At 55.5% G+C, this 13,212-nt stretch carries 10 protein-coding genes and 1 tRNA gene; 6 read left to right on the top strand and 5 right to left on the bottom strand.

The annotated features are described in order from the left end of the window. From glyS to CDH47_RS05550, 3 genes are all read left to right on the top strand, one after another. Positions 1 to 2,082, top strand: coding sequence for a glycine--tRNA ligase subunit beta (gene glyS / locus CDH47_RS05560; RefSeq protein WP_100638872.1), 2,082 nt, complete (start codon positions 1 to 3; stop codon positions 2,080 to 2,082). A gap of 3 nt (positions 2,083 to 2,085) precedes the next feature. Beyond that, positions 2,086 to 2,655, top strand: a complete 570-nt coding sequence (gene gmhB / locus CDH47_RS05555; RefSeq protein WP_100638871.1) for a D-glycero-beta-D-manno-heptose 1,7-bisphosphate 7-phosphatase — start codon at positions 2,086 to 2,088, stop codon at positions 2,653 to 2,655. A gap of 24 nt (positions 2,656 to 2,679) precedes the next feature. Next, a tRNA-Pro gene (locus CDH47_RS05550) sits at positions 2,680 to 2,756 on the top strand. A 71-nt stretch (positions 2,757 to 2,827) separates the two neighbouring features. Here CDH47_RS05550 and CDH47_RS05545 read toward each other — a convergent pair. From CDH47_RS05545 to CDH47_RS05530, 4 genes are all read right to left on the bottom strand, one after another. Further along, positions 2,828 to 3,946, bottom strand: a complete 1,119-nt coding sequence (locus tag CDH47_RS05545; RefSeq protein WP_193601599.1) for an ABC transporter permease — start codon at positions 3,944 to 3,946, stop codon at positions 2,828 to 2,830. A 2-nt stretch (positions 3,947 to 3,948) separates the two neighbouring features. Then, the gene (gene rbbA, locus CDH47_RS05540; protein WP_100638869.1) at positions 3,949 to 6,714 is read right to left on the bottom strand and encodes a ribosome-associated ATPase/putative transporter RbbA; all 2,766 of its coding nucleotides are present in this window, start codon (positions 6,712 to 6,714) and stop codon (positions 3,949 to 3,951) included. Then, positions 6,707 to 7,705, bottom strand: coding sequence for an HlyD family secretion protein (locus CDH47_RS05535; protein ID WP_100638868.1), 999 nt, complete (start codon positions 7,703 to 7,705; stop codon positions 6,707 to 6,709). Before CDH47_RS05535 ends, rbbA begins: the two co-directional genes overlap by 8 nt. Before the next feature lie 270 nt (positions 7,706 to 7,975). Beyond that, positions 7,976 to 9,538 carry a phospholipase D family protein gene (locus CDH47_RS05530; RefSeq protein WP_100639317.1) on the bottom strand — a complete coding sequence of 521 codons (1,563 nt, stop codon included), beginning with the start codon at positions 9,536 to 9,538 and terminating at the stop codon, positions 7,976 to 7,978. Between the two features lie 176 nt (positions 9,539 to 9,714). On the opposite strand from CDH47_RS05530, the gene CDH47_RS05525 reads away from it, so the two are divergent. The 3 genes from CDH47_RS05525 to CDH47_RS05515 all read left to right on the top strand — a co-directional run bounded on the left by CDH47_RS05525 (position 9,715) and on the right by CDH47_RS05515 (position 12,540). After that, positions 9,715 to 10,260, top strand: coding sequence for a rhodanese-like domain-containing protein (locus CDH47_RS05525; protein WP_100638867.1), 546 nt, complete (start codon positions 9,715 to 9,717; stop codon positions 10,258 to 10,260). Positions 10,261 to 10,321: 61 nt separating this feature from the next. Beyond that, positions 10,322 to 11,932 carry a tetrathionate reductase family octaheme c-type cytochrome gene (locus tag CDH47_RS05520; protein WP_205077528.1) on the top strand — a complete coding sequence of 537 codons (1,611 nt, stop codon included), beginning with the start codon at positions 10,322 to 10,324 and terminating at the stop codon, positions 11,930 to 11,932. Further along, positions 11,929 to 12,540, top strand: a complete 612-nt coding sequence (locus CDH47_RS05515; RefSeq protein ID WP_100638866.1) for a cytochrome b/b6 domain-containing protein — start codon at positions 11,929 to 11,931, stop codon at positions 12,538 to 12,540. Before CDH47_RS05520 ends, CDH47_RS05515 begins: the two co-directional genes overlap by 4 nt. Positions 12,541 to 12,626: 86 nt before the next feature. Here the strand turns inward: CDH47_RS05515 and CDH47_RS05510 are convergent, their stop codons facing one another. After that, a complete protein-coding gene (locus tag CDH47_RS05510; protein WP_100638865.1) occupies positions 12,627 to 13,067 on the bottom strand; it encodes a DsrE family protein in 441 nt (146 codons plus the stop codon). Positions 13,068 to 13,212: the final 145 nt, after the last annotated feature.

The following is a 13,212-nucleotide window of genomic DNA, read 5'->3' as shown; positions in this document are numbered from 1 at the left end:
ATGGCAAAGCAGGATTTTCTGGTCGAACTGGGCGTTGAAGAACTGCCCTCGAAATCACTCAAGCCACTGTCTGATGCGTTCACTCAGGGTATTACCCAAGGTCTGGAAGCTGCTGGTATCGCATTTGGCAAAGTAGAAGCCTTTGCCACACCTCGCCGAATGGCTGTACGTATTCGTGATCTGGCCGATGCACAACCAGACAAGCCCGTTGAAAAGCGTGGCCCGGCAGTTAAAGCCGCCTTTGATGATTCTGGCAACCCAACACGGGCACTCACCGGTTTCGCAACGTCGCTGGGTGTAACACCAGATCAGTTAGACACTCTGGAAACAGACAAGGGAGCCTGGTTGGTTTATCGCACCGTAGACAAGGGTAAGCCCACCGTAGATTTGCTGCCTGGACTGGTTGATCAGTCGCTGGCATCTCTGCCCATTCCCAAGCGTATGCGCTGGGGCGCTCACCGCACAGAGTTTGTGCGGCCGGTTCACTGGCTGGTGATGCTGTACGGCAACAAAGTGATTGATACGCCCATCATGGAACTGACACCCAGCAACAAAACCCTGGGCCACCGCTTCCATTGCCCGAAAGCACTGATTATCCCAACGCCAGCAGATTACGAAGTTGTCCTTGAACAGGAAGGCTATGTCATCGCCGATTTCGCCAAGCGTCGGGAAATGATCCGCTCTGGCGTTATTGCCCTCGCCGAAGCTGAAGCAGGCGGCAAAGCAGAAATCAGTGAAGACCTTCTGGATGAAGTCACCGGCCTGAACGAGTGGCCTGTGCCGCTCATGGGCCGATTCGACAAGCGCTTCCTGGAGGTTCCGGCGGAAGCCCTGATTTCCTCCATGGATGAGCACCAGAAATATTTCCACGTAGTAGACAGTAATGGCGACATGCTGCCGCTGTTTATCACCGTTGCCAACATTGAGAGCAAAGACCCTTCCCAGGTAGTTTCCGGGAACGAAAAGGTAATTCGCCCACGCCTTTCAGATGCCGCTTTCTTCTATGAAAACGACCGCAAGATTCGCCTGGAAGACCGTGTAGACCGGCTCAAGCCGATTGTCTTCCAGGAAAAGCTTGGCAGCATTTACGACAAATCTGTTCGGGTAGCGGCGCTGGCTCAAAAAATCGCGAAAGCCATTGGTAGCGACCCGGCTCTGGCCGAACGCGCCGCCATGCTGGCCAAGACCGATCTCGTAACCGAGATGGTTCTGGAATTCAGCGACCTGCAAGGCGTTATGGGCCAGTACTATGCAGCAGACGACGGCGAGCACGCCGATGTTGCCAAGGCTATGAACGAGCAATACATGCCACGCTTCGCCAAAGATAGCCTGCCCACCACTCTTACCAGTTGTGCGCTGGCCATCGCTGATCGCCTGGACTCTCTGGTGGGGCTGTTTGGAATTGGCCAGCCACCTTCCGGTACCCGTGACCCCTTCGCTCTGCGTCGTGCTTCGTTGGGCGTTCTGCGCATCATCATTGAGCGCGAACTGCCGCTGGATCTGCAGACATGCTGTGAATGGGCAGAAGAGAACTTCACTGGGCTGACCGAACAAAACACCGCATCCAATGTTGTGGACTACATGTTGGATCGGTTCCGTGCTTACTACGAAGAGCGCGGCATTAGCGCCGAAGTATTCCTCGCCGTTCACGCTCGCCGCCCGACTCGCCCGCTGGACTTCGACCGCCGGGTGAAGGCTGTGGAAGCTTTCCGCCAGTTGCCAGAAGCTCTGGCACTTGCCGGCGCCAACAAGCGGGTTTCCAACATCTTGTCCAAGCAGGGTGGGGATAGCGTGGGCGAAGCTGTTAACAGCGAATTGCTGCAAGATGCCGCTGAGAAAACCCTGGCAGAGCAGTTAAACCAGCAGGCTGAGAAGGTACTACCGCTGTTTGAACAAGGCGACTACGCCAATGCTCTGCAGTCATTGGCAAGCCTGCATGATCCGGTTGACAGCTTCTTCAGCGAAGTGATGGTAATGGCAGACGACGAGGCCGTGCGGAACAACCGCCTTGCGCTGTTGAACCGTCTGCACAACCTGTTTTTGCGGGTTGCTGATATCTCACTGCTTCCTGCTGCTGGCTGACCCATGCTGATCATCCTCGACCGGGACGGGGTCATCAACGAATACGATGGCAGCTATATTTGCACAATCGATGACTGGCGCCCGATTCCCGGCAGTATTGAGGCGATGGCCCGGCTTTCCAAAGCCGGCCACCGCATTGCAATAGCCACAAACCAGTCGGGTATTGCCCGAGGTTTCTACGGCACAGATATACTGGATGGTATGCACGAAAAGATGTCGCAACTGCTGGAAGCCCTGGGTGGCAGCGTCAGTTTTATCGCCTATTGCCCACACCACCCGGATGAACATTGTGTTTGCCGCAAGCCACGCACCGGCCTGCTGGAACAAATCCGTGACCATCTGCAGCTGGACAGCCTGAAAGGTGCCATCATGGTAGGCGACAGCCGCAAGGATCTGGAAGCTGGCGTTGCCGAACACTGCCAGCCTGTGCTGGTACGAACCGGCAATGGAAAAGACACGGCACGCTGCCTGAAAGACCGGGCGATTCCAGGCGCAAGCGTTACGATATACGACAATCTCAGTGCCTTTGCGGATGCCTTTTTAGCAGGCCCGGGACTGGCAAAAAACCAGTAAATCCGTATAATACCCGCGGTTAGTCGGCGTGTGGCGCAGCTTGGTAGCGCACTTCGTTCGGGACGAAGGGGTCGCAGGTTCGAATCCTGCCACGCCGACCATTTCCCGCCTTTCCCCAGCCATACTTCTTCGTTCTGAATCCCAGCCGAATCAATCCGCCGGTCACCCACCTCTATACTGACAGATGCCGCCTGAACAGCGCTAACGCAGCACTGAAAAAGACAATTCCTATGCCTCCCAGCGCCAGCATTTGCGGCCATATCACATCCAACCCTGCGCCACGGTAAAGGATGGCTTGCGCCATGCTGACAAAGTGGGTAGTGGGCGCAGCCAGCATGATGTTCTGCACCAGGTCTGGCATGCTTTCCCGCGGAGTTATACCGCCTGAGAGCAATTGCAGGGGGATAATGGTGAGTATCAGCAACAGGCCGAACTGGGGCATGGTGCGAGCCACAGTGCCGATCAGAATGCCGATGGCGGTGGTGGAGAACAGGTGGATTAACGCACCGAAGAAAAACAGCAGCAAGGAACCCTGTATCGGCACCGCAAGGACTTGCTGGATAATCACCATTACCGAAAAAATGGCAGCCAACATCACAATAAGCCCGTTGGCCCACACTTTTGCAGCCATGATTTCAAAAGGCCGGATGGGCATCACCATGAGGTGCTCCACCGTGCCGTGTTCGCGCTCGCGAATCAACGCAGCACCCGACAGAATAATACTGATCATGGTGATCATGGTGATCAGTTCCATCACCCCACCAAACCAGGTACCTTCCAGATTCGGGTTAAAGCTCGCATGAACCACCAGGTTGATCGGCAAGGCGGCGCTGCCGCTATCGCTGCGCAGGAATTCGGCCACCTCCAGGGTGACCATTTGCTCAACGTAGCGCGAACCAATAAAGGCCTGGGTCATTCGTGTAGCATCGATATTCAGCTGAAGGCTGGTTACACGGCCAGTGCGCATGTCGCGTTCAAAGCCCTCTGGAATCACCAGTGCGAAGGTGTGGCTCCCGCTATCCAGCACGGTATCTATCTGGTCATAGCTGATGTGGTCGGGCTCGAGGAACCAAGGCTGCTGCAAGGAATCGATAATATGGCCAGACAGCGCGGTCTGGTCTTCATCTACTACGGCAACGGGTGTGTTGTTCAGCTCCATGGAACCGGCGGAGCCAGCGGTATAAACCATCAGGGTGAACGCCAGTACGACAAACACCAGCAGCACCTTATCGCTCCAGATGCTGCGCAGCTCTTTCATCCCCAGATTCCAGATATTGACGATTGATTCCATCATCAACGCCCCTGTTTACGAAGTAGGAACACAGACATCAGCGTAAGTACCGGAATAAACGCGCCCAGGACCAGAAAAGCGTGCTGCAGATCAGCAAGCGTCAGCCCCTTGGTAAAGACACCACGACTAATCTGCAAAAACCAGGTGGCCGGCCAGAACTGACCGATAACAGCACTGACCCCCTCCAGCGAAGACACCGGCTCTGTCATGCCCGAGAACTGTATGGTGGGCAGTATGGTGACGATGGCTGTGGCTGCCAGCGCAGCAACCTGAGTAGAGGCGAAGGCCGAGATGACCTGACCCAGACCGGTTGTGGCCGCCACGAAAAGCAGGGCGCCCAGAGTCAGGGTCAGCAAGCCCCCCTTCACGGGTACATCAAACAAGAATATCGCCAGTACCACCAGGCTGACGTAGCTCAGCATACTGAACCCGATGTAGGGCAGCTGTTTACCCAGCAGAAACTCCAGCCGGTTCACCGGAGTTACATACAAATTGGTGATTGAACCCAGTTCTTTCTCGCGCACAATACCCAAGGCCATGAGGATAGCCGGAATGAACACCAGCAAAATCGGGATAACCGCCGGCACCATGGCGTCGAGGCTCCGGAAGTCCTGGTTATAGCGGTAGCGGGATTCAATAGATACAAGGCTCAGAGCGGGTACCGCGCCATAAGTGCGAAGGGCCTGGTCTTTCAGATAGCTGAAGTGCAACCCCTGTATATAACCCTGAATGGTCTCGCCACGAAACGGCATGGCACCGTCCACCCAAACCGCGATATCTGCGGGCCGGCCGCGTTTTAGATCCTTACCGAAACCCGGCGGTATGGCCAGCGCCAAACTGAGCTCGCCGGACTGCATTCGCCGTTCCAGTTCTTCCACATTGGATAGCGCGGGTTGCTCAATGAAATACCGGGAGCCGGACACAGCAGCTATGTAGTCGCGGCTTTGGGGGCTCTGGTCCTGATCCAGAACCGCAAAGGGCAGATCTTCCACATCCAGCGTGATGCCGTAACCCAGAATCATCATCAACAAGGCTGAGCCGATAAACGCAAACGACATGCGGATAGGATCACGCAGCAGTTCGCGGGTTTCACGGCGGGCGTATGCCAACAACCTTTGCCAGCTGAAGCGTCGGTGACGAGGCTCAGAGGTGCTCTCGGTCTCGGTGCCCAGAACCCTACCATCACCCTGGTTTGTGGACGGATCGACGGCGGCCTCGAGCGTTTGCATGAAGGCGCCTTCCAGGTTCTCTGTTCCGGCCTGCTGAATCAGGGCGGCAGGGGTATCGCAGGCCAACACTTCGCCGGCGTGCATCAGAGAAATACGATCGCAGCGTTCCCCCTCATTCATAAAATGTGTGGAAATAAAGATGGTGACACCGTCTTCGCGGGATAATCGCAGTAGCAGCTGCCAGAAATTGTTGCGGGCACCCGGATCCACCCCCGAGGTAGGCTCATCCAGAATCAACAGCTCCGGCGAGTGCACCACCGCCACCGCCAATGACAACCGCTGTCGCACACCCAGCGGCAGATCGCCGGCAAGCTCGTCTATAACATCGGCCAAATCAAACTCTTCGATCAGCTCATTCAGTCTGGGCTGAATACGTTCCGGCGCAAGGTGAAACAGCTTGGCGTGCAGTACCAGGTTCTGGCGCACGGTCAGCTCGCTGTACAGTGAGAACAACTGGGACATATAACCCACACGCTGACGGGTGCTCAGATCGCGGGAATCCAGAGGCGCACCAAACAGGAAAACCTCGCCCTCAGAAGGCGTCAACAGGCCTGTCAGCATTTTCATGGTGGTGGTTTTGCCACAACCGTTTGAGCCCAGAAACCCGAAAATTTCGCCCTTGGGGATGGTGAAGCTGACGTCTTTCACCGCGGTAAAATTGCCGAAGCGCAAGGTAAGGTTGTGGGCTTCTATGGCCGGGACATCATCGGCTGAAACTGCGGCCGGCTCTGCGGTTTTCGGATCTGTACCGGTGGTTTCCTGGCGGTCGTCTGGCAGCAGGGCAATAAAGGCTTCGTCGAGAGTGTCTGTTCCGGTTTTCTGCTTCAGCTCCCGGGGTGAGCCAGTGTCCAGTATGGCAGCCCCGTCCATGGCAACCAGCCAGTCAAAGCGCTCGGCTTCTTCCATATAGGCGGTTGCCACCAGCACGCTCATAATGGGTTGCTGAGCGCGGATAGAGTCAATCAGGTCCCAGAATTGTTTACGGGCAAGCGGATCTACCCCGGTGGTGGGCTCGTCCAGAATCAACAATTCCGGATTGTGGATCAGTGCGCAGCACAGACCCAGCTTCTGTTTCATACCACCGGACAGCTTTCCGGCAGGCCGGTCACGGAACTCGAGCAGCCCGGTGGCCGTCAGCAGACGGTCAATTTGGCCGGCCCGGGCTTTACCGCGCAGGCCAAACAGATCCGCAAAAAAGCCGATATTCTCGTCGATTGTCAGGGTGTGATAGAGGTTGCCACCAAGGCCCTGCGGCATATAGGCAATGCGCGGTGCGGCTTCGCTGCGGAAGCGCGAATCGGCCATGTCGCCACCCAGCACCTGCAAACTGCCCTGCTGCAACTGGCGGGCGCCGGCTACCAGCCCCATCAAGGTAGACTTGCCCACTCCGTCGGGACCAATCAGGCCCACCATGCAACCAGCAGGAAGATCCAGGCTGACGTTTTGCAGGGCTGTACGGCTACCATAGTAGTGGCTTATCGACTCTAGCCGGGCAACCGGTTTTGAATTCGTAGTGTCGACGTTACGCTTATCAACCATTGGGCAGGTTCACTTGCAGATGCTCCGGCCAGGGCTGGCTTTCATCCACACGTACATAGGCATCGCCAGGCACGCCGGTTTTAACCCGATCACGGTAGGCTTTCAGAAGTTCCGGATTGATGCGAATGCGGACCCGGAACATCAGCTTCTCACGTTCGCTGCGGGTTTCCACCGCCTTGGGTGTGAACTGGGCCTCGGCCGCCACAAAACTCACCTCCGCCGGCACCACGTAATCGGGCAACGCATCCAGGACAATACGGGCTTCGGAGCCAACCCGAACCTTACCGGCCTGGGCGGTGGGCAGAAAAATGGTGAGGTACACATCCGTAACATCGATCACCGTTGCCACCTTGCCTCCGGCCGCCAGCACCTCGCCCGGTTCAGCCAGACGGTAAAGCACACGCCCGCCAATCGGGCTGACAAGATGGCTGTCGTCAATGGTGGTTTGAACCTTACGAATGCTGGCTCTCGCTGCTTCAATACCGGCACCGGCCGAGGCTACCTGAACCTTCGATGCCTGCAATGCAGCTTCAGCAGTTTCTGCAGTGGTGCGGGCACGGTCAAGCTGCTCGCGGGAGACATGGCCTTTATCGACCAAAGACTCTATCCGGCCCAGTTCGGCCCGGGCCAGCCGGAGTTCGCTTTCACGCTGGACCACCACGGCTTCGGCCAGCTTCCGGGCCTCTATTGCCTGATTCAGGGTGGCCTGAGCCGCAGCCATGGTTGCCTGCAGTTCGTCGGTGTCCATTTCAGCAACTGCACTACCGGCATCAATCAGGTCGCCCTCTGCCACAAAAAAGCTCTGCAAGCGGCCTGGTATACGGGTCGCAATGTCTACCTGAGTAGCCTCTATACGACCATTGCCTGAGGCAATATGTTCTGGAAGCCTGTCGTTATCCGGCAGGAACTGCCAAGCGACTGTGGCAATCGCAGCGATAACAGCAAGAGTGATGAAAAGTTTCTTGGCAACTTTGGAGTTTGAACCGGCCATGGATCTTCCCTGGTGCAGACGTGAGTTATTACAATCAAAATTAGGTTGCTACTAGTATAGCGGCAGATTTTTATGCCGCACTGATGCGCATCAATAGCGTACGTGATTGTTATAACAGCTCCAAGGGCAAAAGCGAATCGAGTATTGGGTAGTCCATTAACCGTTTATACCAGGCAAGTGGTCCCATCTGATCAGGAATAAATCCGGAGGTCTGTTTATTCAGGCACATGCTGCAGTACAGGGGTGGCAAGCTTTTAAAAAGCCATCCCCCTACAACAAATGCTCAATCGGCAAAAATGAAAACATCGAGACCATCATACGCTTTATCAACCCGGTTCCCGGGTCACGGCTGTACCGGATATCCTCTTCACCATTGCGCTCAATCCACTGCAAATCACCCGCATCGTCCAGCACCACTTCATAAGCGGTTATCCGGGCTTGTTCTTCAAAGTGGCTTTCTATCACCTGAGTCAGTTCCGGGCTCTCAATAACAAAACCCAGCTCGGTGTTGATATGAACCGAGCGGGGGTCAAAGTTGAACGAACCTACAAACAGCCTTTTGCCGTCCACCGCAAAGGTTTTGGCATGAAGGCTGGAAGACGAGCTACCCATCAGGTTGTCTTGTAGCTTACGCTCCACAGGCTCCTCTCCAGGTACTTTGCGCAACTCAAACAGTTGCACGCCTGCTTCCAGGAGTGGTTTACGGTATTTCGCATACCCGGCATGCACCATGGCAACGTCGTTGGCTTCCAGGGAGTTGGTAAGCACGCGCACATGAACACCCTGGCGTTCAAGATTGCGGAACATTTCTACCCCGGCCTTGGTAGGTATGAAGTAGGGCGAAACCAGTGTGATAGAGCGTTCCGGGCTACCCATGGCTTCCGCCAGTTGCCGGCTCATTAATCCATTCTTTGGTTTTTTCCCCAGTACTTTGGCTGGGTCGTCGCTTACCATAGAGACAGGCGACCACACAAAGTTGAGGTTGCCATCCAGCAGGTTTTTCAAAAATTCCGAGTCAGCCACCGCACACACGTACTGGCTTGCCTCGGAACTGGCACTGCACTCCCTGGCGGTTTCCACAACCTTGGCCAAGTCGCCCTCAACAGCTTCCGGCAAGATGGTTGCTGCAGGGTAAGCGGAGGCACTGGACCAATAGCGGTCAAAATCATCAGAAAGCTCACTCACTATCGGCCCAATGGCGAGCACATCCAGGTCAGCAAACAGTGCTCCCGAGCCTGCACCAAAATACTCATCCGCAATATTGCGCCCACCAATGATGGTGGCCTGATTATCCGCCGTGAAGGATTTGTTGTGCATGCGGTGATTCAAGCGCGAGAAGCTGGTAAGGAAGCCTATCCACTTGGGGCTGCGGATCACAAACGGATTGAACAGGCGGATCTCTATATTCGGGTGGGTATCCAACGCGGCCAAGGCAGCATCCAACCCGGAAATACCATTATCGTCCAATAGAAGACGAACACGCACACCTCGTTCGGCGGCCCGGTGGATCACATCAAGCAGCATGGTGCCGGTGATGTCGTATTGCCAGATATAGTACTGCACATCCAGAGTTTTTTCTGCGCCTTCGGCGAGCAGGGCCCGGGCAGCAAACGCATCATGGGCGTCTTTAAGCAGCACAATTCCGCTGTCCTCAGGGTGCGCCTGTGTCAGAGGGGCTATCGCCCGCCCAAGACGGGTGTCTGCCGTTTGTGCGCTGGGTAACGACCAGCTTTCAGTGCGATCGGCCAAGGGTGGCAAAGCACATCCACTCAGGGCCAGCAATGCGGTAAGAAGGGACAAAAAACCCGGATTAAGCCGCCTGGGCCGGTTCAACAATGGACGTTCTCCTTCTGATCAGAGAGGTAAGTGTAGCATTTCTCCGACAAGTATTTTGATCTCGGTCAAGATGGAGGTTATAAGCATATTCCAAAAGTTGAGCCTTCCCACCTGACAGGAGTATGGTGAAGGCTGCCCAATACCCTAGTGATCGCGACATCAGGAGAAACGCCATGAGGCTGTTACTGACTGCACTTCTCATAACCTTGGGGCTGAGTTTTCACGCTACAGCGGAAGAAGCTCTGTCCCTGACCCCGCAAGAAACCTATGACCTGGTTCAGAACCAGGGCGACCAGATGCTGTTTGTTGATGTACGGGATCCGGTTGAGATCATGTTTATCGGCTTCACCGATGTAGTGGACAGAAATATTCCCTTTATGCTGGCGGATCGAAGCAAATTTCTTGCGGATAAAAACCGGTTTTCCATGAAGCCCAACCCGGACTTTGCCGCCAGCGTTGAGCAGGCATTGAAGGACAAGGGGCTCGACAAGGATGCCCTGATTGTAACCATGTGCCGCTCCGGCTCCAGCCGTGGCAAGCCCAGCGCGGATTTTCTACTTGAGCGCGGTTTCACCAATGTGAAGTACATCGACCACGGTTTTCAGGGTAGTAGCTCAAAAGAGGGCAAGAAAGCCGGCATGAGAATCGTAAACGGCTGGCAGAACGATGGTCTGCCCTGGTCCATGAAGCTTAATGCGGAAAAAATATACAAGCCCTGACACCGGCTATACTGGCAGGGCACAGGCGATTCCTTAATTTTATAACAACATGGAGGACGTCATGGCCAAATTCAACATGGCTCACCCGGGTAGATATCTTGTGGTGAGCGCTTTGGCCGCCCTGCTTATGTTTGCAGGCACCCCCGGCATGGCTGCCATTGAGCGCAGCCCCGCCACCGCTGACCACAGCAAATTCAAATCCCTCAAAGGCCCATTTGAATCCGCCAGCCAGGTCACCGAAGCCTGTTTGGAGTGCCACACCGAGGCAGCAGGACAGATCAAGGAAACCACCCACTGGACCTGGCTTTACCAGCACAAAGAAACCGGGCAAACCTTGGGTAAAAACAAGGTTATCAACAGTTTTTGCGGAATGGCCGTCACCAACGAGCCCCGGTGTACCTCCTGCCACGTAGGCTACGGCTGGAAAGATATGAATGAACCGCCCCCAGGGGCGGATTCTGCGGTGGATTGCCTGGTGTGCCACGACACAACCGGCGATTACTGGAAATTCCCGACTCTTGCCGGCGATCCAACCTATATACCCAGAGAGTGGCCCAAAGGCAGCGGCAAGATTGTTCAGCCGCCCAATCTCCCTGATATCGCCCAGAACGTAGGCGCTACCGGCCGCGCTAACTGCGGTAGCTGCCACTTTTACGGTGGTGGTGGCGACGGTGTAAAACACGGTGACCTCGACTCCTCCCTGGTGTCACCGGATCGCTCCCTCGATGTCCACATGTCTCCCGATGGCGCCGACTTCAGTTGTTCCGACTGCCACTCAACCTGGGGCCACAGCGTTTCGGGCAGCCGCTATCAGGTGAATGCCAAAGACACTCTTGGCATTGATATCCCCGGCCACACCGACCTTAGCCGGGCGAGCTGCGAATCCTGCCACGGCCCTGAGCCACATGAGAAAGAAAAACTGAACCATCACGTGGACAAAGTGGCTTGCCAGACCTGTCACGTGCCCGCTTTTGCCCGGGGCGGTGTACCCACCAAAATGTGGTGGGACTGGTCCACTGCCGGCAAACTCGACGAAAACAGCAAACCCATTGCCACCTACGATGAAGATGGCCATGCGAGTTACCTGAGCGAGAAGGGCGACTTCCGCCACGGGGAGAATGTGGTGCCTTACTACGCCTGGTTTGATGGCACCGTTGAATACACCATGGTTGAGGAGCAGTTCGATATTGATAACCCGCCGCTGGAGATCAACCGGCTGGATGGCGAGCCAAATGACCCCGGCTCTCGTATCTGGCCGTTCAAGCTGATGCAGGGCAAGCAGCCTTTCGACACCGAGTACAAAACGCTGTTGGCAACTCACGTGTTTGGCGCGGATGATGCCTCGCTCTGGAGCAATTACGACTGGCCCAAAGCCCTGCAGTTCGCCAGCGAAAAGTCGGGGCTGCCCTTTAGTGGCAATTTCGATTTCATAGAAACCCGAATGTACTGGCCCATCACCCACATGGTGCCAACCGCCGACCAAGCTCTACGCTGTAGCTCATGCCATGCCGCAGAAAGCCGCTTGGCGGGCATTGGTGGTATCTATATGCCGGGGCATAGCAGCAACCCCTGGCTCAACCGTATCGGCTGGCTGGTGGTATCACTCACCCTGGCCGGGGTTGTACTTCACGGTTTTGCACGGGTGATATTCAGAAGGAGGAAGCAATCATGAGCCGGGTAATGATTTTTAAACGGTTTGAGCGCTTCTGGCACTGGTTTCAGGCGTTGCTGATTTTCAGCCTGCTGATCACCGGCTTCGAAATCCATGGCAGCTATTCACTGCTGGGCTTTGGTGATGCCACGCGGCTGCACACCATTGCAGCCTGGTCACTCATCGTACTCTGGCTGTTTGCCATTTTCTGGCACATCACCACCGGAGAGTGGCGCCAGTATGTACCTACCCGCGACGGGCTGTTTGCAGTGATGCACTACTATCTGATTGGCACCTTTACCGGTGCCGAACACCCTTATCGCAAAACCAGCAAGGCCAAGCACAACCCTCTGCAACGGCTAGCCTACCTGTTCTTCAAACTGGTGATTTCACCCATCATTTGGGCGACCGGCCTGTTATATCTGTTTTACAACGATTGGCCGGCAGTGCTTGCGGGGTCGCTCAACCTTGAAGTTGTCGCGCTGGTTCATACGGCTGCTGCCTTTGCCATGCTGGTGTTCATCATCGCCCATGTGTACATGACCACCATGGGGCACACCCTCACCAGCCACATCAAACCCATGGTGACAGGCTACGAGGATCTGGACGAACCAGCAGAAAAGCCCTGAGGAGCTGGCCAGACAGCCAAAAAAAGCCGGCCCCTGTACTGAACAGGGGCCGGCTTTTTTACACCTTACCAATCTGAGGGAAGGTTTTAGAAGGTAAAGGTGCGCATCGCCGGGTTCAGCATCTGGCCGGCCATTTCTGGCGGCATGGCAACCCCCACACCGTCGATCAGGTCGTTCTTGGTGTGGTCACTGTTAGGCAGGTACAGCGCACAAACGTTGGCAACGCCACCTTGCTTCAACAGACCACGCAGCATCTGGCCAGGGGTCAGATCTTTCGGCTTCAGGGCCGGGGCTTCGTAGCTTTTCAGGGCCAGATCGCCCGCCTTGTCACACAACAGTACGTTTACCTTGGCACCCTGTTGCGCCATGGTGTTGGAAAGCACCATCGCCATACCCTGAGTTTGCAGGGATTCGCTTGAAAGAATCACCAGTACTTCCTCAACCATTTTCTGATCTCCTGCCTGAGCGCTGATGGGGGCAACAGCAACCACGGCCGCTGCAACTAATGCTTTGAGTGATTTGATCATTATTATGTGCTCCTGTTTATCGGTTTTCTAATCGGTATGACTACAGAATAAGCTCTCACCCTGGAACGGTCAGTGACAAAGTCACCCTCGCGGGTAATCACCGGCAGCGAGGAACTCTTCATCAAAGCTACTAAATAAGCACTCG

Source organism: Marinobacter salexigens (assembly GCF_002806945.1).
Taxonomy (GTDB): Bacteria; Pseudomonadota; Gammaproteobacteria; order Pseudomonadales; family Oleiphilaceae; genus Marinobacter; species Marinobacter salexigens.
The sequence above is the reverse complement of the archived record's forward strand: the minus strand, read 5'-3'. Positions and strand labels throughout refer to the sequence as shown.